14 protein-coding genes and 2 pseudogenes are annotated in these 18,268 nt (G+C 58.9%); 5 read left to right on the top strand and 11 right to left on the bottom strand.

Features of this window, described 5'->3' with window-relative positions; translation table 11 throughout:
• The first annotated feature begins 623 nt into the window (after positions 1–623).
• Positions 624–1,610 carry a c-type cytochrome gene (locus G6P99_RS32145; RefSeq protein ID WP_165124845.1) on the top strand — a complete coding sequence of 329 codons (987 nt, stop codon included), beginning with the start codon at positions 624–626 and terminating at the stop codon, positions 1,608–1,610.
• 239 nt (positions 1,611–1,849) lie between these two features.
• On the opposite strand, the gene G6P99_RS32140 is transcribed toward G6P99_RS32145, so the two are convergent.
• The 10 genes and pseudogenes from G6P99_RS32140 to G6P99_RS32095 form a co-directional block, all read right to left on the bottom strand.
• Entirely contained in the window at positions 1,850–2,806 is a 957-nt protein-coding gene (locus tag G6P99_RS32140; protein ID WP_165124842.1) for a hypothetical protein, read from the bottom strand.
• Between the two features lie 414 nt (positions 2,807–3,220).
• Positions 3,221–4,468: a vanadium-dependent haloperoxidase gene (locus G6P99_RS32135; RefSeq protein WP_165124839.1), complete on the bottom strand. Its 1,248-nt coding sequence runs from the start codon at positions 4,466–4,468 to the stop codon at positions 3,221–3,223.
• Positions 4,469–4,582: 114 nt separating this feature from the next.
• Positions 4,583–5,815: an alpha/beta fold hydrolase gene (locus tag G6P99_RS32130; protein WP_165124836.1), complete on the bottom strand. Its 1,233-nt coding sequence runs from the start codon at positions 5,813–5,815 to the stop codon at positions 4,583–4,585.
• A gap of 340 nt (positions 5,816–6,155) precedes the next feature.
• A complete protein-coding gene (locus G6P99_RS32125; protein ID WP_334261739.1) occupies positions 6,156–7,262 on the bottom strand; it encodes a hypothetical protein in 1,107 nt (368 codons plus the stop codon).
• Positions 7,263–7,522: 260 nt separating this feature from the next.
• Positions 7,523–7,786: a DUF1127 domain-containing protein gene (locus G6P99_RS32120; RefSeq protein ID WP_165124833.1), complete on the bottom strand. Its 264-nt coding sequence runs from the start codon at positions 7,784–7,786 to the stop codon at positions 7,523–7,525.
• 411 nt (positions 7,787–8,197) lie between these two features.
• Positions 8,198–8,446: pseudogene (locus tag G6P99_RS32115) on the bottom strand (transposase); the annotation flags it as partial.
• 163 nt (positions 8,447–8,609) lie between these two features.
• Positions 8,610–8,810 carry a hypothetical protein gene (locus G6P99_RS32110; protein WP_165124830.1) on the bottom strand — a complete coding sequence of 67 codons (201 nt, stop codon included), beginning with the start codon at positions 8,808–8,810 and terminating at the stop codon, positions 8,610–8,612.
• A gap of 469 nt (positions 8,811–9,279) precedes the next feature.
• Positions 9,280–9,651: a response regulator gene (locus G6P99_RS32105; RefSeq protein ID WP_165124827.1), complete on the bottom strand. Its 372-nt coding sequence runs from the start codon at positions 9,649–9,651 to the stop codon at positions 9,280–9,282.
• Positions 9,652–10,226: 575 nt separating this feature from the next.
• Positions 10,227–10,403 carry a hypothetical protein gene (locus G6P99_RS32100; protein ID WP_165124824.1) on the bottom strand — a complete coding sequence of 59 codons (177 nt, stop codon included), beginning with the start codon at positions 10,401–10,403 and terminating at the stop codon, positions 10,227–10,229.
• 294 nt (positions 10,404–10,697) lie between these two features.
• Positions 10,698–10,988: a hypothetical protein gene (locus G6P99_RS32095; RefSeq protein WP_165124822.1), complete on the bottom strand. Its 291-nt coding sequence runs from the start codon at positions 10,986–10,988 to the stop codon at positions 10,698–10,700.
• A gap of 1,657 nt (positions 10,989–12,645) precedes the next feature.
• Between G6P99_RS32095 and G6P99_RS32090 the strand changes: the two genes are divergently transcribed.
• The 4 genes and pseudogenes from G6P99_RS32090 to G6P99_RS32075 all read left to right on the top strand — a co-directional run bounded on the left by G6P99_RS32090 (position 12,646) and on the right by G6P99_RS32075 (position 17,396).
• Complete coding sequence (locus tag G6P99_RS32090) at positions 12,646–12,867, top strand: hypothetical protein (RefSeq protein WP_165124819.1); 222 nt, start codon at positions 12,646–12,648, stop codon at positions 12,865–12,867.
• 1,604 nt (positions 12,868–14,471) lie between these two features.
• Positions 14,472–15,077 (top strand): trypsin-like peptidase domain-containing protein, encoded by a 606-nt coding sequence (locus G6P99_RS32085; RefSeq protein WP_165124816.1) that lies wholly within the window; start codon positions 14,472–14,474, stop codon positions 15,075–15,077.
• A gap of 1,673 nt (positions 15,078–16,750) precedes the next feature.
• A pseudogene (locus G6P99_RS32080) lies at positions 16,751–16,953 on the top strand (cold-shock protein).
• Positions 16,954–17,249: 296 nt separating this feature from the next.
• Positions 17,250–17,396: a hypothetical protein gene (locus tag G6P99_RS32075; protein ID WP_165124813.1), complete on the top strand. Its 147-nt coding sequence runs from the start codon at positions 17,250–17,252 to the stop codon at positions 17,394–17,396.
• 22 nt (positions 17,397–17,418) lie between these two features.
• Here the strand turns inward: G6P99_RS32075 and G6P99_RS32070 are convergent, their stop codons facing one another.
• Positions 17,419–17,715 (bottom strand): hypothetical protein, encoded by a 297-nt coding sequence (locus G6P99_RS32070; protein ID WP_165124810.1) that lies wholly within the window; start codon positions 17,713–17,715, stop codon positions 17,419–17,421.
• Positions 17,716–18,268 lie beyond the last annotated feature (553 nt).

Raw genomic sequence — 18,268 nt, 5'->3', positions numbered from 1 at the left:
CCGTGAAAAACTGATCGGTGGTCTTATGGGTGTGCGAGGGTCCACGACGGGCCTATCGACTGAACCTTGGCCCAGTGAAGCGCACCGTTCGAGAGTGGTATCGAAACTCGAATGCCGAGCAGGTCGCCGCCGCTTCTCGGAGTGAGTCCGAGCGAAATTGCGCGCCGTGGTCTCGAGGCAAGCCTGACTGGCCTCGCGCTTGAGACGGCTTAATCGGAAACTCCCGGACTTAACTGCGCCAACGTTTCGCGGACATGGGTCGGGATGGCGAGGGCTACCGTCACTTGCGTCGGCTGGCTCGGACAATGACGCCTGTCGTACGGCATCGGCCACATCCGAGGTAAGCGGCGAGGGGATTGCAGCAATCTCCCTGTCCGGGAGAATGGGCAGGAATCCGCCTCCGACATGCCGTAGGGAGTGCTGAAGTCCGCTTCTGACCCGCTGTTGACGTTCGCTCAGAAAGTCGCCACGAGCCGTGGATCATTCATTTTCCGATAGTCCGTAGCTTGTGCGCCGGTTGATTCGGATTCGGAGAATGAACCGCTCGTTCACGGAGGCTACCTACCGTTGACAGAAACCGTCGTTGAATGATCCAGTTGCGCATTCGGGCATGAGGAGCCGATATGCTGTTTCAAAACCGATGTTTTTTTCTTTTAAGGGTCGCCTGCATCCTCGCCGCTGCAATTGGAGTCTCTGCGTCCAGCGCAGCCCGCGCGCAGGCGCCGGCAGTCTGGACGGTGCCGGAGGTTAGTGCGTTGCCGAACGATGCCTTCGGTGTTCAGGTGCGGAGGGGACGCGATCTTATCACCGCGACGTATGCGCATATCGGCCCGGAAGTCGCGGATTCCGCAAAGCGGTTTGCGGGTAACAATCTCGCCTGTAGCAACTGCCATCTCGCAGCCGGAACGAAGAAGTTTGGACTGCCAATCTTCGGCCTGTTTGAATTGTTTCCGCAATACAGTGCAAGGCTCGGTGCCGAAATTACCATAGAGGATCGGGTCAACTCTTGCATGGTGCGCAGTATGAATGGCCGTGAACTGCCGAATGATAGCGCCGAGATGCAGGCGATTGTCGCCTATATCAAGTTTCTGTCGTCAGGCGTTGCAGCGGGACAGATTTTGCCTGGGCTCGGTGCCGGAACGATGCCCGAACTCAAGCGAGCGGCCGATCCTGTTCGCGGCAAGGCGATCTACGCAAACTCCTGTCAGACCTGTCACAACACAGATGGTTCTGGAATCCGCCGCAGCCTGCCAACAACGGATCTCGGGTATGTGATGCCGCCGTTGTGGGGACCGGACAGCTTCAACGACGGCGCAGGAATGGCGCGATTAATTACCGCGGCGAACTTCCTGCATTTCAACATGCCGCATGGCGTGGATTACCTGAACCCGCAGCTTTCCGTTGAGCAGGCGTGGGACGTCGCGGCCTTCATCATTTCGCAACCGCGACCGAAAAAGTTTGGGTTGGATAAGGACTTCCCTGATCTTTTGCGAAAGCCGGTCGATACGCCCTACGGCCCTTACGCCGACGGATTCAACGAGCTACAGCACAAGTATGGACCGTTCGCAGCGATCCGGGCGGCGATTGCAAAGGCAAAGAAAGCGCGTTGAGCATTTCAGCGCGAGGCCGCAGAAGTCTTCATCCGTCATGGCTTACGTGCATACAGGTGACCTTTTCATAGGGAGCCTACCTAAGTCCGTTCCGCACCAGACGCCGCAAGCCAGATGACTCATTGATTAGATCAGAACGTTCCAGGGATTCGCTGTGCCGGACAGCATTGCGGCTTTGGACCGGATTATCCGGTCTTAGGATTTGCCGCGAGGATTGTGCCCGCGATCGCGTCGTTTTGCTATTGCTGCCCTGGGATGAACCGAGAGACGTTTTTGTAGACGTCGCCGCCCATTGCCGCGAGAAAATCGGCCACTTTGAAGTGAACTAAGGCCGCTTTCAGAAGTGCTTCCTCATCCATATGCTCATTCCAATCAACATTGTTCTCAGCGTCGGCCTTATAAAACGGGTCGGCCTTCACCGCCTTCACCACATTCTCATAAGCTGTAGTCCAATCCATGTTCCTTAGAGTGGCTTGTCCGGCTAGGACCAACTCTGCCGCAGGCGTTTCCGCCGGGTGCTCCATAATAGCATTCTTGTTTACGCTCAGGGCAGCTACGGCGCCTGCAATAAAGCCATCAGCTTCGATGTACTTGATCTTGGAGCGGACGAGGTCTTTCCAGTCTTGAATCGCATGTGTAGCTTCGTGCACCGCGAACATTTTGGAATGTTCAGGCTCAAATCCCATGTACATGATCAAACGCTTGCTATCACTGCGTTGATAGAGACCAACACGGGACTGCAGTCTACCAGCGTTTACTTCGAAAACTTTGATCTTTTCCTGGTGCACGAGCGATCTGATCGCGCTGTATACATCAGGTGTATATTCAAGCCCTGTTCCAGGACTGACAAAATTGATTTTGCCGACGCTTCCCATTCCTAGAGCGCCGTTCAGCAGTTCCAAGTCTTTGACCGTAGTCAGCGCCCTCGCGGATCCCTTGAAAAAGAAATCTTTCTCGAAAGCATTTGTGATCTCCTGTGTGGGGGTCGCGTGCGCACCGTCGCTTAAACTAGTGCGGAACAGCATCGCGAGGGCCCTAGCCTGACGTGGCGTAACTGTTCCTGTTTTAAAAACCGGAAGAACAATAGCTTCGAGCTCTTTCTTTCCGATGGTCTTAGTGAGCTTTCCGCCCGTCGCTTTTTCCCAACGTTCCCCGATGCCTGGATCTTCCTTTTTGAGGTCCTCGACGAATGTCATAGCTAACCTCCCGGATGAAGACGTGGGTTGCCATGCGAGCCTCCTGCCGCGGAGGAGTTGCAGCATAGTGTCACCTAATTCTTCTCCGGCAATATCATTCTGTGGCTTGGGGCCATCAGTCGCATGTCGGGATGTCAGCTTCCGACCCCTGGCTGTGTGAAAGCATTGGCGATGGTCGTCTATCGGCCCTTAACGGACCTCATCGCGCGGCCTGCGAATGTCTGCTCACTGGGGTTTAGCGGACTTCAGCGGAAGGCCCGCCGACTTCCGCGTGAGACCCGAAGCGGTCATGACGGCGTAGCGTCTTGGCCGGCATCGGTGGCTTGCGACAAGCTCGTGCTCGATCGCGGTAGCCGTGACGAGCCGTGTGCAAGTTGCCGAACTACCGGTGTGAGCCCCGGCAGCCGCCCCTAATTAGCGACCACCGGCGAGCGTCACAGGTTGCATGACGCTTTTCACGACGTAATCACCGATTTGGAATCCCATCTGCGTACCGATGCGTGTCGAGAAACGATAGTGGAAGCCGGCCCAGATGCGCGCGTTTGCGACCTCTTCGGTCATTGCTCCCACGTTGGCGAAATGATGGACTACACCAGGCAGCGCCGGGTTGGTCAGTGCGACCTCGGGGAAATCCTCGGTTCCGAGAACCGCCTTCACGACGCCGGCTACGGCCCCGCTCTGGATACAATGCGAACACGGGTATTCAGGGTGCATTGGCGTGGGGCCGATTGGCTGCCAGGTTGCGTCACGATCAGTGTTCGGGTTGCCATCAATGTCACCGTTGCGAATGGCAGTGATCGGTCGCCAGAAGTTGTATTGGTACTTGGCGTCCAATACCGCAATGATGGCGTCGTTCAGGCCAACGACCGAGAGCGCCATGAAGCGCGCGCTGTCCACGACATCCATCTGTTTTGCTGTCGCGAGCTGACGCAGGAAGGGCTGATAGCCGGTCAGCGGGTTGATCCAGAACCGGGCAGTCTCGGTTTGCTGGCCTGTTCGCTTCGTGCTGTTCTGTCCGCCGTAGTCCTTGATCTCGTTGTAGTCTCTGGCCCAATCCTCGCTGTCTAGCGAAACCGGAGGGGCCGGTCGGAACTGGGACCCTGCGGTCATGGCGAACGGCTTCATGTCCGGCCACATCGAGGACAGCGTGATCGCAGTCGGCACATAGACCCCAGGCGAGGTCCGCGGCCGATAGGCATCGGGTGCGCTGGAGCCGTCATGCGCCCGCTCCTCCAACAACTTGGCTGCAACAGACTCGCCAAGGCGGATACCATCCGATTTGGCGGGACCGTCGGGAATTGAGCCGAGGTAAGCCACGAGGGCGCGTTTCATATCCCCGGCTGTCTTATCGTCAATGGTCGCCAGCACCGTGGCGGCGGCCGCCGCCGCGGCAGCGTCCTTCGAGGTGGTTGGGTCCGCAGGCAGTTGCACTAGATAGGGTTGGTAGCGGCGCTCGATCGAGTTGACCGCATCGAACATCGCGGTATGGACCATCGCCAACATGCGGATGGCCGTGTAGGGCGAGGTGCCATTGAGAGCGGCCATCGGCGTAACCGCAACGACAGCCTTTTCGTCCCAATCGGTAATGACATTGGCGAAAGCCGGTGGCGCTGCGGTGGTCAGAAGGACGGCCGCGACCACGCCGCGAATCTTGGCATGCATGATTTGCTCCTCAACTCCGGCAAAGCGAATCGCCAAGATCAGCCTGGAAAAGGGTCGCCCATGCTTCGGGCCTACTTGACGCTCACCCGACTGCTCGCTTCACACGATTGCGCTTTACCGTGATCTGCGTGCGGGCGTGGCAGGTGCACGCCGTGCCGACGTTATGGGCCGAGCGAAGGCCGTTGTATTGAGGCCGATGTCCTGGCGCGGAGTTGGCACTGCGTCTGGCGCGCGGGACAAATGTCCTGCCTCTGCGGCGACCGGCGGACTCGCTGCGCCGCCGAGTCCCGCTTCGCGGGCCATTACGATGGCCTGATAGCGGTGCTTGACCCGAATCTTGTCAAAGATCCTGGTAATGTGATTGCGGACCGTTTTTTCCGAAAGCCGAAGCAATTGCGCGATCTCCGGGTTGTTGAGTCCTTGGGCGATGGCTTCGAGCACGGTCCGTTCACGCGGTGTAAGCTCGTCGAGCGACAATGACTTGCGACACGTCACAACCTCGTTGGATGGTTCAGCAAGAAAGCGTCGCACTTCGACAACGAGTCGTTGCCACGCTGGTTCGTCCGCGAGCAACATGTGATTGTCGCTGTCGAGTTGAACGAAGCGGCTATCGGGAAGGAGGCTCGCGAGCAATCGACCCTCTTCCATTGGCGCAATCATATCGCGTTCCGAATGCACTACCAGGGCGGGACACCTGACCTGGGGTGCGACGTCTCGCACGTCGGTATGCGCGGCGATCTGAAACAGTCGGATGGCCGTCTCTGCTGAGGTCGCGGCGCGCATCTGATCGCACCAGGACCGCGAATGCTCCGGCGTACCGCCCGGCTGGAAGAGCGAGGACCATATTTGCACAAAGGCATGGTTCTCTTGGCCCCAGCCAAGTCGCGTCAGGTCACCCAAAACGGTTCCTCTCTTCGCCTCGGCTGGCGTATCCGTCCGACGCATCTTGCCTCGCGCATAGGTGCCGTAGAGGACGAGATGACTCACCCGCTCAGGATGGCGTACGGCATACTCGACGGCGATGGGGCCACCCCAGCAAGTCCCCACTATAGCGAACCTCCGAAAGCCGGCCGCTTCGACCACGCATTCGAGATCACTTACCCAGGTCTCGAACGAGAGATCACCGACGTTTCTATCCGATAGGCCGCAGCCGCGGGAGTCATGGCGCAACACCTCAAACTCGCGGGTGAAGGCGTCGAGCCATGGCCGCCACGCGAGACTGTGCCATTGGTGCTCAAGATGAGTGAGCCACGTCGCCGACATAACCAGCGGCGGCCCATCTCCGCTCACCGCATAGGCAAGCCGCACACCATCTGCTGTCGTGCAGAAACGGATGGTTTGGTCCATGGCGGCGGGCCCGGTTGCACCTCGTTGGACTATATCACACAAGTAATCGTGGTGCACCTTTCGCAGTCGGCTGGCCGTTCAGCCTCGCGATGAGGAGCCATGGTGCTGGTCAACTCAGAAGACGTCGGTTATTGGCCCAACGCCGACGTGCCGACAGATCGCTTCTATGTCGCCTTTTCAGGGCAAAGCGGACGCGACGTTTATAAGTAAACGCGTAGCGAAGCGTTGCCCGCCGTCTTCGGGGTACGACGTTGGTGGGTTACGCCGGAGCCGTCATCGCGCCGCGCTTTTGCGCGGACCCGGTGGGCTAACCCCACCATACGGACCATCGTGATCCCGCTTAGATCGTTCGCACCTTCGACTTCGCGGTCTTTGCGCGTTTCACTGCGGCGTGAATATCGTGCGCCGCGTTTTGGCTGCGCTTCTTCGCGTCCAACGCCGCGTGCCGCGTTTTGGCGCCACCGCGGTGGGCGGCATTTTCCTGGCCATCGATCGGCGCCAGATGCGCCGGGTCAAAATCGAGATAGGGGCGTGCGACGCCAAACTCCTTGCCATGCGCGTCGACCCATTTCCAAAGCTTTTCCGACGATCTCCAACGGTCGTCGCGTGTCGCGCCGTCGATGCTGACGATGTCGGCCGCGAGCCCATGGCCGTAGCCGCCACGGAGGCTGCCGCCGTGATACGACCTGTTGCTGGCCGCCTTCAGCCCGCTTGCAATCGACTGGCGGTAGTCATCGCGGAAGGCGCTGGTGATGCCGGGCGACAGGCCGGCCCGTTCCGCCGCGAGAAGCGCATGGAAGAGCTTCAGCCTGAAACTCCGATCGACGCCTCCCATGACGTAATCCATTATGGGCATGCTGGCTCTTTCGGCCGCCTTGGTGTCCTTCCAGGCGAAATCCTCATCGACAAGCCTGGTGAAGGTTCTGGTGACCGTCACCATCTTCTTCTTTCTCTTTACCGTCACCTCCCTCTGCTCCGGCACCTTGATGGTGTCCTCCTTCGGCGTCCTTTGATAGAGCGCCCACAGATAGCGGTCGATGCAGGCGTTGACGTCCCAGCACTCGTCGAGGATTTCGACGGAGTCCACCGCTGCCTTGACCCCGCGAGGCTCCGGATCCGGCGTGTTCGCTGCCGGCGTCTGCCCCGGTTGAGTGTCCGGCGGGAGCGCCGGATCGGTCAACGCGGCCGCGACGACAGGTTCCGTCTCGTGTACGGTCGGCGCAGCATTGGTGGTCGCCACCGCTTCCTGTTCGCTCATGGTCACCACTGCATCGGGGCCGTCGACGGCAGCGTTCGACGTGGCAGTTGCTGGTGATGTCGCGGATACGGCATCGGCGACAACATCAGGAGCACGGGAATCATCGACTGACGCACCGATCTTCTCGATGCCAGCCGCACCGAACGCCGCAAACCACGAGACCGACAGAACGACCGTCCCGCCGAACACCGCCGCCCGCACCCGCCGCGAGTTCATCATCCCAGCCTCCACGGGCTCCTCGGGAGCCAGGTTGCAGCATGTGACGAGGCGGATTGTCGGCTCAGGGCGCGGTCGCGCAATGGCGAAAGAAGGTTAACGACGCATCTTTCTGAACGATGTTGCCCGAATGCAACTCGCGCCCTGGTGGCACTTTTCCTCATCTCCCGGCGAAAGAGGTGAGACGAAACGGACATTAGGTCGCGGCGCAAACGAAAGCGGCTTCGCCAATGTTATCGGCTGTCGCGCCACGCATCTAGGTACGAGGGCGACCTTCGCACTTCTTCAACATTCGCCTTCGATACGCCAATGTCGGCGAGCAGCCAGTCATCAAGTTCGAGAAGTTCCCTGTATTGGTGCTGGCGTTCCAACCACAGTGCTAATCCGGCCAGCCACGCAGCCGGGATTCTCCGGGGCCCCCTAAAGGCCGGAAAAGAGGCTGAAGCAGCTGCGTCGAGAGTATTGGTTGAATTGTTGATCGTGCTGCCGCAAGGCATGTTTCACCTCCTCAATGGAGCGAAACAACGCTTGGCTGCGGGAGCTCATCGGGCGGTTGTGAATGGCCCGAGTGGCTTCTGTACTACAACCACCCTTGCTGCTCAATGATCGATCTGAGGATCGCCAAAGAGACTCGGCATACCCGTGCTCCGTACCTTGCTGTCGCTCGCCGACGAGGTGATCAAATGAGGCCCGCTATTTGCTGCGGTGCATGAGTCTGTTGTTGGCACATTTCTGACCTGCCGTTCATGCTGAACGATGTCCGTTAGCTGAGGTGGAACGGAAAGTAGTCCGAACGCGCTCAAACCAACGCGAATGACCCAGAACTGGCGTCGACGATCAAGGAAGTTGAAAAATTAATGCGCCGCACACCTCTGGCGATTGCGGCCCGTTAGATTACTTCGCAAGCCCGGATCATCGGACATCGCCTCGAAGATCCGCCACCAAACACCCTTGATGCTCCATCGGGTGAAGCGTCGGAACACGCTGTTCCAATCACCAAACACCTCCGGGAGATCGCGCCAGGGAGACCCCGTACGCACGATCCACAGCACACCTTCCACGAACATCCGGTTGTCGCGCCCGGTCGAGCCCTTCTGGTCGGGTCGACCTATGATCAGCGGCGCTATCCGATCCCATGCCGCGTCGCTCAATACCAAATTCCATCACACCCAAGGCGGCCGCCCAAAAGCAGCCTTGAATCTGATTTGCTCCTAAAGGGAATCCTTAGAGTCCACACCACCTAGGGCAAGACATCAAACCCAAGCGGCGCCTTCAGCGAAAACTGAGGGGGGGGGGGACGCTGCCTGGGCGATCTTCGAGCTAGCCCTTCGTTACGATCGGAGCAGGAGCTTTTCCAACCGGGTACTTTCCGACCGGGTACTTGCCAACCGGATATTTGCCAATTGGCATCTTGCCAACCGGAGCCTGTTCGGCGACCGGCTGCGGACGAGGGAGGTCGGCCGCACTGGCAGCAGCCACGAAACCGAAAGTCGCGACTCCAACAACCAGAAACTTCAACATCGTGATCTCCGAGATGTAGCTGAGCACGAACACCCTTTACCCTCTACCGGCTACAGGGCAATTATCGCTGTATCAAAGCTGGTGCTCGTGCGGTCGTTTCTTTGCCGGATGCGACAAAAACGACACGGAGCGATTACTTTGCGTGGTGCTGGATATGGACGGGCGAGACCGACCTCGTACAGTCAGCTCAGAACAGTCTCGGTTACAAGAACGAAGCGCGTTCGGTGGCACTTGTTGCATATCCGGTGACGCCCCAACGGAGAAGGACGGTCAGCCCGAGACACCCCGGCTGAAGTCGATAACCTCGCCCCAATCCAACCGGGTATCGACCCATCCGACCTTGCCGCACGCGGTGCACTTGAGGTGCGCCGAGATGTCCGCCCAGTCCCAGTCCGGCAGATCGGCGAGCTTCAGCCGGCTAGTGCGAGCAAGAAAGCTAGGGCCCGAATTGTTCGTTCCGAACCTGACATTAACGCAGTTTCTCGTCATCCATGAGCTCGTGAATGGTGCGGCCCAGCGCCTCGATGGTGAAGGGCTTCTGGAGTGAAGGAACGTCGGCAAAGTCGGGTGGAATCCCGCTCGCGCCGTAACCGGTCGAGAAGATGAAGGGGAGCTTACGCGATCTGAGGATCTCGGCCACCGGTGCACTTAATCTGCCGCCAAGATTTATGTCCAAGACGGCAAAATCGAACTCGGTGCGGTTCGCTAGTTCAATTGCCTGTTCGAGATGGCCTGCCTCGGCGGCGACGGTGTGACCAAGCACTTCGAGCATTTCTACAAGCATCATCCTGATCATCGTCTCGTCTTCAACGACGAAGACGGAATAGGCCGGTCGGGTCATCGTGGAATGTCTGCTTTTTTGTCGGGCGGAAAAAGCTTAGCCCGGTGCGCGTGCGTCGCATCTTAATTCGGCCGTTAGGCTTGACGTCCGCATTGCAGGTTAAATCTGGAACCGGACTGTCTAACGCGCCTTCGCCTCCGTCACTCGGTGCATTGCCGGGTGCGACCTATTCTTGACCTTGATCCAATGCGGGCACCCGCCGCCGCGGTATGGCCGATCCGAGCGCTTCGATACCAGGCCCTCGAAGCTAAATTCGCAGGCCTTACGGAATAGGTCTGGGCCAATTTCGCCTTGCTCAAACTCCGACACGAAAATGCCCTCGGGCCGTCGCGCTAGGAAGCCGTTGGAGGTGGCGTTCTCGACGATCCAGGGGAAGCGCTTGGTCCAGTCATAACCGCCCTTGGTGATGAGCCGGATGCGATCCCAAGTCGCGCTCGAGGCGCAGGCGTTAGCCGTCGAATTTCAGCTCGTGATACCACTCAGGGCCGGCCGGGACCACCTCTCCAACAGTCGGCAGGCAGAACTCAAATTTTGGCATGCTCCCGAGATAGGTATCGAGGGCGGGTTTTGCGAATCTACGGCTCGTCTCGCGGCCTGCTCCTCAGATCCATGCCCTCGAGGCGTTCGTCGATCTGCCGGTTCACATCCTCGTCGCGCAGCCAGTCCTCGCGCCGGCCGGCGCGCGCAGCAGCGATACCGAAGCCGGCGGCGATCGATGCGATCGCGACCCCGGCATAAACCCACCATGGCATTTTAGCAGTCTCATACCAGCCGCAAGAGGTGCGCGGAGATGTCGTACCAATCACAGTCGGGGATTAGGGCTCAACGCTGCCCGCTTAAAACGGGCAGCGTTGGCTCTAGCCCCAAGGTGTAAAGTGCAAAATCCTGACGAGTAGAATACTGCGCAGGCGCGCAATCTTTTCTTACCTCTGAGGGGTTAGCTCGCTGATCGTTGTTCGTAGGAACGAACGGATACGGCAAGAGTCGGGTTTCCAGCTTCCAGTCGCTCCTCAGCCCCTTGGGAGTAGCGATCCCTGGCGCTGTGACTAACGTCCGGCGTTGGGGTCGCTGGTTATGTTTCGAAGCGAATTCGGAACTTTCAGTCGTCTATCCCGCTTAATGACCAAGAGATCGTAGATTGAGCCTGTAATATTTTTGAGCGGTATCCGATATCCGTCTTCGCCTTCGTGGTGGACAGTGGCTTGAGCCACGCGCTGGAAAGCACCTAGGTCGTTCAAACCATTTCCGGCGGGCTGGATTGAGAATGTACGATCATCGACGATTGTAGCGCGGTGCAACCGCGATCCCCTACGGAGCTTATCGAAGTAGTAGCTCATTCGCATCCTCCCCAGAACCAATTCAAATAGCAAAAGCGGCAATCCCTTATTTGGTTCCGTTCCACGCCTGAGCGGACACGCTGAGAGCGGGCCTGCTCACGATCTCCAATTTTCTGAAAATGGCACGCGGCCTCCCATGTCATGCCAGTTCGGAACGATGTGCACAGCGCCGACCGCACCGCATACACTGCACACCAAACGCCAACCGGCGCGCGACCATGGCTAATCCTGCGGTAGGTCGCCCAGCCGTACATCCACCATCCGACCGCAACCTCCGTGGCATTGGATGTTGCAGCTAACGTGGCCGTCAGCGAGCCATTCCGCGGGGCTTCCAGGCGGAAAGGAGCGGCCGGACCATTTCGTGTAGCGGCGTGACGGCGTAAGCGGATGATCGCGCCGATCGCGCGCATAAAGAAGCCGCTAGCAATCGCGGTGATGACGGCTTGCTCACCAAGAGATTGGTCAAGGCGTGGAATTAAAGGCCGTCACGCGGCGGCGTCGACGGTCGCGATTACACTGCGCATGTCGCAGGCTAGCCGGCGATAGTGCGCCCCCAGTCGCAAGTAGAGCTCCCGCTTGCTTCCATCCGCCTCCCGGCTAGCGATCACGTCGCACTCCGTGGCGAGACTCTCAAATCTTTCCAGCTTGGCCAGCAAAGGAGTCATGGGCGGATTTCCTCTGAACGCTTACTGAGAGAGGAGCGATGTTCCTAGGATGATGGCTCACCTTAATAATATGGCAACGCCAACGATGACGACGGGGAGCAATCCCAGTACGACAAAGCCCGCGCGGACGAGGATTTCACTCATGGAAAACGCCCAAACTGAAGGGCGCTTAACATAGAATAAGCATGGAACAGGGGCCTAGTGCAGCTTGTGCCAGCGGCCAAAGGCTTGCCGAATTCCGCTAGTCATTCGTCCAGTCAAATGAAAACGATAAGCAGGACGAGCGCGGCGAGCACGATTGAAGCGTATCCCGCGATGGTGAGCCAGTCCCGTGTCATGCCGGGAAGGGAAGGCTGAATCGGGCGTAGGTTGATGCGCCGCGGGGCCTTAGAAACAGCCGCTCTATAGAATTCCCCATCCCTTTAGCTCATTCGCGGCACGGTTCCGATGGTGAAACACCGTAGTTTCCCGGAGTCCCACAAGGTTGTTGAAAACTCTAGTCTAACTCTTGCCGAGGCTAGATTTTATCCCGAACAGATTTTCGAAACTAAACCGGCAAGGGGCCGCGCGTGGAGCGGCCCCTTTGGATTCCGATCAGCGCCGTTTTGATTTGGCGCGCGGCCCAAACTATAAGTCCCGGCGCTCTGGGGAGGAGCGCCGGGACTTTGGGGTAGTAAATGAATGCGCCAACTTGGGGGCTGAAAAACGCATCCACTGTTGCCTAATTTTCCCGACCTGGAATCGTTCCTAATCAGCGTTAAAATGGTGACGAGCGGGCTTGCGGCGCTAGGGCATGCGCTGATGATCGCGCCGATCGCGCGCGGGAGAAGCCGCTAGGAATCGCGGCGAGTGGGCGCGAGCGAACGAGGAATTGGTCAAGGCCTGGAATTAAACGCCGTCACGCGGCGGCGTCGACCGATGATCCGCAAGCCACTTGCCGTGTTGCTACCGAAGAAGCAAAAGGAAGCAATTTTAAACATCGGCTTTTTTCAATGTCACCACAAAAGCAAAAGATAACCAAGGACCAGCTGCATCAATTGATCCTAGAACGGTTTGGATTGACCGCCTTCTTTCAGGTCAGCGATGACAAGGGGCTCGGGTTTCGCACAACCGTGGTGGCGGCGCCGGAGGATCTCTACGAGTTGCATTCTCGGCTCGAGCGGATCTGCAGAGAGTTACGGCCGAAATTTGAGTTGGTTGCGGAGCGGGAGTGAACACATCCGGCAGCAGGACATTGTCTTTCAATAACACCCCCGCCGAGTCTGGGACCGACGGGGGTTGGGAAAGATGGTGCGAGGCGAGCTATACATCCCGGTGTCGCTCCAAGGACCCACCAGCATGACAGCGTGATGGAGCGGCCTTCGCAAGGTGATTTGTTGGCCTGTATGTCACCGTAGTCGCCCGCCCATGTTCCAAATAGAAACGGCCCCAGCACGTCTGGGGGCCTGGGGAGGGCCGGTGCCTGGGGCCGTTGCCTGATCCGCCGATTTATCTCTTGGAGGTCGGCAGCTTCGATACTGCGTCTCTCTCTCTAATCCTCCCGCAATAGCCTGCGTGCAACAGTGTCCTGGTTCCCAGCGCAAGTGTCCTGGTTCGGACAGCACTAGTTTGATTTGTTAGGTGGCCTGTTTGGGTTTTCAGGCTCATAAGCAGGCGATGGAATCGCACCACCGAACCTGCAGGTGCGGAGCTGTTTACAGCCACTCCGAGTCCATCGCCCCGGCTCGCGAAATCGGCAGCTTTGAATGCCTACTGTGCGGCGCAACGCTGGAAACCTGGAACTCAGCTTGGGTGCCAACCTACAAATTTCTGGCCGGGCCGGTGCGACCGCCTGAGAAGTAAGGCCCGCCTCAGTTGTCGGTTTTTCATTGCGGCGGCCTGCGGTGATCTAGGACACCTTCTGGAGTAGCCCGCTAGCGCAGTACTGATTGCCACTTTTTCCCGGTATCGTGAATGGCGCTCCTCCGGAAAGAGGCGCCCAATGAAGCGGCCCCGTTGTGGTCCCCAAGCCCGGCGGGGGGCCGTTTCGATTCGGCGCGGGTCATGGACAAACAGCCGATACCCCTCGGTGAACAGATCATCACCATCGTCTTGCTGGTGATCTTCGCGCTCGTGATTTGGTACGGAGCCATGATCTGACTAGTCGCTCGAAGTGGTGCGGAAATTACTGCTTTTCTGCGGGTGCGCCGACGTTGCTTGGGGGCGGTGCCGCTGGGGATGGCGGCGGCGGAGTCTGGGCCGCCGCCGGCGCTGCACCGATGCAGTCACCCGCCCAGATCTTTGTGCCCCTGACCGTGCCAACTAGTTTGCAGCCCGTTGGCGCCTGCGGCCTGACCTGAACGGGCGGCCTTTTAGCGGCCCTCTGCGGAGCAGCTTGAGCAAAGGCGCTGGTCGTAAAGAGCAGCGCGATAAGTCCGATTAGCGGCTTCATTATTATTTTCCCTTCGCCTTTAGCCCTATCTCGACCAGCCGGCGGATGGCTTCGGAGCGACCAGGCTCGTCATTTTGCTGCCTCGCCCAGGCCTCGACCGCGGCTGTCAGCGCCGGTGGCATGCGCGTGCTTACGAGCGGGTCCTTACCCGTTGCCGGGCGTGCACCCGGCGGTTCACGCCCGGCGGGTCTATCGACTTCTAGTCGGAAATTTACGCCGCCGGTCTCAGAAATACGCGCCCGGCGGCGTTCACTCCAAAACCTGGGCCCTGAAAGATTCCCAAGCGCGAGCAAACGTCAGTGCCTATGCCAAAGTTGCTATTTTTTCCCGCCGGATCTCACCCGATGGGTAGCCTCTGTTATAACGCGAGGCCACGAGGGAAATTAAATGCTTGATCTCAACAAGGCACGCGGAGCGGTGATCTCGGTGGGCGGTGGCCGCGGGTTTGTGATCGAGGGCCCGGACGATCGGCTAATTATAACTGCTGCGCACTGTTTGCCGGCAATGCCACCGGCGATACCATCCTCCTACACCGAAGAGCGGACGTATGAAGGCCTGTTGAGCCCGCTTGGCGCTGCCGAGCGCCCGGTATGGGCCGAGTGTCTTTTCGTCGATCCCGTCTCGGACCTTGCCATTCTCGGGCCGCCGGACGGGCAAGAGCTTCCAGAACCGTTTGATGCCTATCTCTCGCTTGTCGATAGCTGCCACACCGTCGAGGTCGGCACATGCGATCCAGAGGACGATGTTTGGCTGCTTTCGCTGGACGGCGAGTGGCACCCTTGCGGCGCCAAACACGTTGGGGGCGGAGTTTGGTTCCACGGCGCCGACCACGGGATCCACGGCGGCATGTCGGGATCGCCGGCCATCAATCGAGACGGTCAAGCAGTGGCAGTAGTGTCCGTATCTTCCAGTGCTGACCACCACACGAGCGGCGGACCTAATCCCAACCTTGCTGTTCATCTGCCGGGCTGGGCAATTCAGCTCGTTGCGTAGGGCGCCCCTGCCGGGGTCGCTCCTTTTGTGATCGGCAGTATCCGGGGGCGGCGGACCAGTAGCGTGCTTAGTTAGGACACGATCTGAACCGGCGGGCGCTCCTAGAATTCTTCGCTTGGTACCGGGTTTTCTTGCCTGCGCGTTTCTGCGCAGCAAGTCATTGGCGCAGCGCCGTTTCACGCTCCTCAACCCCTATGGATATGCTGCGGACATACTGCGGATAAGTGGGCGATCTCCCTGCGCGCGCGATCGGACCTGACGAGGCGATTGCGAAAAAGTACGCCGCCGGGCTCGAAATGCACGTCCCGGCGGCGCTCTGTTCTTCCAGCCCTGGGCCCTGAAATCCCCAGTGACGGTAGTCTAGCATGATCCAGGACAGATGAATGTGACGGCGTTCATACAAAGTTAACAGATGAGGAGCCGGCGCCAGGGCCCGTGCGCCAAGCTCCTCCCCGAAACGCGACCGCGTTGCGTCCCCAACGGTCCCGTCCCAGAAGAAGCCTGCGCCGGTTCGGTTGCTGATTTACTAACGGCATCAAGTGCGCGTGAAATGTGGGATCGTTCACATTTGCAAATCGCGGGTCGGTCTAATGACGGCGCAAATTCGGTGTCGGGAGAATCGCGATGCTATTATCCAGTAGCCAGAATGGAACAAACGCGGCCGCGGTGGTCGCTGTGCTTCTTGTTTTGCTCGTGCTTGGTTTCGCGCTCGTTCGCTACGTGGAATGGTCCTCGAACGCTCGTTTTGCAGAATTCATGAGTACGTCGGCGCCTCATTCGGCTCCGATTCCGCCTCACAAGGGGCGAACCGGCTGCGAGCAGGGTAAAAGGCCGTTGCCTTCGGAGCTTCTGCGACCGATAGACTGGCGCGGGAATGGCGACCTCGGCGCGCCGCCCGCGTCGGGGTCGTTTTTCAAGCTAGCTCTTATGTAGCGCATCGCGATTTTAGATTGATTGACCGCAGGAAGGTGTCCAACCCGCTCTGGCTGCAGTCTTTCTTCTCGCTGGCCTGTTGAGGCGTTTCGGGCCGTACTGGCGGTGAGCTGTTTTCGGCACCCGCTTTTCGCTTCGTCAATTTGTATTTGGTGTCTGCGGGATCATGCCAATGTCGAGAAATGATCTTCAACGGCTCCTTCCGCTGTTCGCTTGGCGGGGCGTGACAGCGAATTGGACGGGGGCTTTGGGATTGGCAGTCGTTGTCGGTGAAGCACCGATTGGGACCGCGGCAACCCCGTGCGCTTGCGCGGGTTCATTCGCGACGGCCGCACCGGTAGCCTCGGGCTCGGCTTTCAATGGAAGGCGGTCGCTCTTACTCGAGGTCTCCGCCACGGGGTAGGAGACCATCGCGGGCAATGCGGGCGCGAGATTCGTAGCCAACGCTGCAACAGCGCCCACACCGAGCAGGCCAATTACTCCGAAGGCTACAATCCTGATACGCACGGATCGATCCTCGACCAACACAGCGAACCGCAGGCTTTGCCCCCGGCTAAGCTATTGGCGCGTCTAACGGAATGGCGTTAACGGGGACAGTGAAATCCCCAGCACAGCCTAAACTGCAGAGCCTATGCCATAGGCCGATGACAAGCCCGCCGGTTCACGCCCGGCGGGTTTTTCCTTGCGGCGTGATGCGCTGTCCCCCTCGACTGCAAGTCACTGCAAAGGGAGAGAGCGACGTGGCGACAGGTACTGTGAAATGCTTCAATCCAGTCAAGGGATTTGGATTCATCCAGCCCGACAATGGCGACAAGGACGTATTCGTGCACATCTCGGCCGTAGAAAAGGCCGGCCTCAGCAGCCTCAAGAGGGCGCCAAGGTGAGTTACGAAGAGAAGGAAAACCGGGGCAAGACGTCCGCGGAAAATCTGAGAGTGGGCTAACGAACTGGAACTGTGGTCGCGCTCAACCCCGCCGGTTCAATTCGGCGGGTCTTCTGTGGGTTTTGGGGGGAGCGGCGAGGGGCTGATCCGGCTTTTTAGATTGATGCCTTTCGGGCCGGCGCGCTTCCACTGGCCGCGCAAATCTGGCGGCCCACCGCCGTTCGAACTTTCTTTGAATATCCCGAGGAACGTCGCTCATAACCCACCTTCAGGTTCAGCCCCTCGATGGGACCTCAACGCGCAAGGCGCTCTAAAGGATCCTACGGGCGCCATTTTCATTGGTTGGTAGGCCACCTTTGACGACGACAAAAATTCCGCTCGCGCGCATGCTTGCTAACGGCGGAGTTGATTCGGCCATGATGCTGGAAGCCGTCGTGCCGCTGATGGGACTGGGCGCTTGCGCCCTGCTGCTCATTGCCTTCTGGGGGCTTACGTCGCGCTAATCCCAAAAAGACGCTGTCGGTCTCACAAATACACGCCCGGCGGCGTTTCGTTACTGAACTGGGGCGCTGAAATTCCCAGCATCAAACTAACGCAGAGTCCGTGCCGGAGATTGAAAGCGGGCGGGCAATTGTTGTCTCGCCTTGTTACGTGGCGGATCATTCTCTCTCGTTCTATCCCGGGTGGAGTGCCTTCACGGGTGGACTGGATATCCTGTTCGGTGTCCGCCAACCGGAGGATCACGCGATTACGCACCGCGCTCGTCGCACGGACATCGGTCAGATCGCCAACCACGAACTGCATCGCGTCGATTGCGTGCATGACGGGGACCCGGCTTTATGGCGAACTTGCCGACCTCAAAGTTGAATAACTTCGCCGCAATCGTATCTGGTGCCCGCGATCTGTATTCCTGGATTTTTCCGGGTGATGCCATGTTGACTATCTCCCAACGGAGAGACCGACTGCGGAACGGGTAGAACTCAGATTGAAAGAGTCGCGTATCGATGGGTCGCTTTGAACGTTATGTTGGTTCATCGTCGCGATTTCCCGTCAGCTACTTGAAGGCGCCGTCGAAGTTGGTGACGGCGAAGCCATGAGACACTCCGTGGTTTTCAGCGGAATGAGCGTACGCGGCTTTGGTTTCATCGGGATGTCGCGGCGAAGCCATTCGGTACGCTTGTATCGCGCAAGGAACCCTGCCGAATAAACCGCAGCATATCGGCTTTTGGCCCTTTTCGGACGTGCCACACTGACTATCGAACGTCCGGTATCGGGGGTGAAGCGGACGTCCCGGTTGCGCGTCCCGACTTCCGAGTTTGACCCTAATCGGGCCTTGCCCTTAGGCCACCTCGCATGTCCGCGCCGCTCGCATCGC

Origin of the sequence: Bradyrhizobium sp. 6(2017), from assembly GCF_011058295.2 — a bacterium.
Taxonomy (GTDB): domain Bacteria; phylum Pseudomonadota; class Alphaproteobacteria; order Rhizobiales; family Xanthobacteraceae; genus Bradyrhizobium; species Bradyrhizobium septentrionale.
This window is presented reverse-complemented; position numbering and strand designations above follow the sequence as displayed.

What these genes read in the sequence shown, in the direction of transcription:
- G6P99_RS32145 (WP_165124845.1), top strand. Translation starts at nt 624, where the DNA reads ATGCTGTTTCAAAACCGATGTTTTTTTCTTTTAAGGGTCGCCTGCATC.
- G6P99_RS32140 (WP_165124842.1), bottom strand. Translation starts at nt 2,806, where the DNA reads ATGACATTCGTCGAGGACCTCAAAAAGGAAGATCCAGGCATCGGGGAA.
- G6P99_RS32135 (WP_165124839.1), bottom strand. Translation starts at nt 4,468, where the DNA reads ATGCATGCCAAGATTCGCGGCGTGGTCGCGGCCGTCCTTCTGACCACC.
- G6P99_RS32130 (WP_165124836.1), bottom strand. Translation starts at nt 5,815, where the DNA reads ATGGACCAAACCATCCGTTTCTGCACGACAGCAGATGGTGTGCGGCTT.
- G6P99_RS32120 (WP_165124833.1), bottom strand. Translation starts at nt 7,786, where the DNA reads ATGCCTTGCGGCAGCACGATCAACAATTCAACCAATACTCTCGACGCA.
- G6P99_RS32110 (WP_165124830.1), bottom strand. Translation starts at nt 8,810, where the DNA reads ATGTTGAAGTTTCTGGTTGTTGGAGTCGCGACTTTCGGTTTCGTGGCT.
- G6P99_RS32105 (WP_165124827.1), bottom strand. Translation starts at nt 9,651, where the DNA reads ATGACCCGACCGGCCTATTCCGTCTTCGTCGTTGAAGACGAGACGATG.
- G6P99_RS32100 (WP_165124824.1), bottom strand. Translation starts at nt 10,403, where the DNA reads ATGCCATGGTGGGTTTATGCCGGGGTCGCGATCGCATCGATCGCCGCC.
- G6P99_RS32095 (WP_165124822.1), bottom strand. Translation starts at nt 10,988, where the DNA reads ATGAGCTACTACTTCGATAAGCTCCGTAGGGGATCGCGGTTGCACCGC.
- G6P99_RS32090 (WP_165124819.1), top strand. Translation starts at nt 12,646, where the DNA reads ATGTCACCACAAAAGCAAAAGATAACCAAGGACCAGCTGCATCAATTG.
- G6P99_RS32085 (WP_165124816.1), top strand. Translation starts at nt 14,472, where the DNA reads ATGCTTGATCTCAACAAGGCACGCGGAGCGGTGATCTCGGTGGGCGGT.
- G6P99_RS32070 (WP_165124810.1), bottom strand. Translation starts at nt 17,715, where the DNA reads ATGCACGCAATCGACGCGATGCAGTTCGTGGTTGGCGATCTGACCGAT.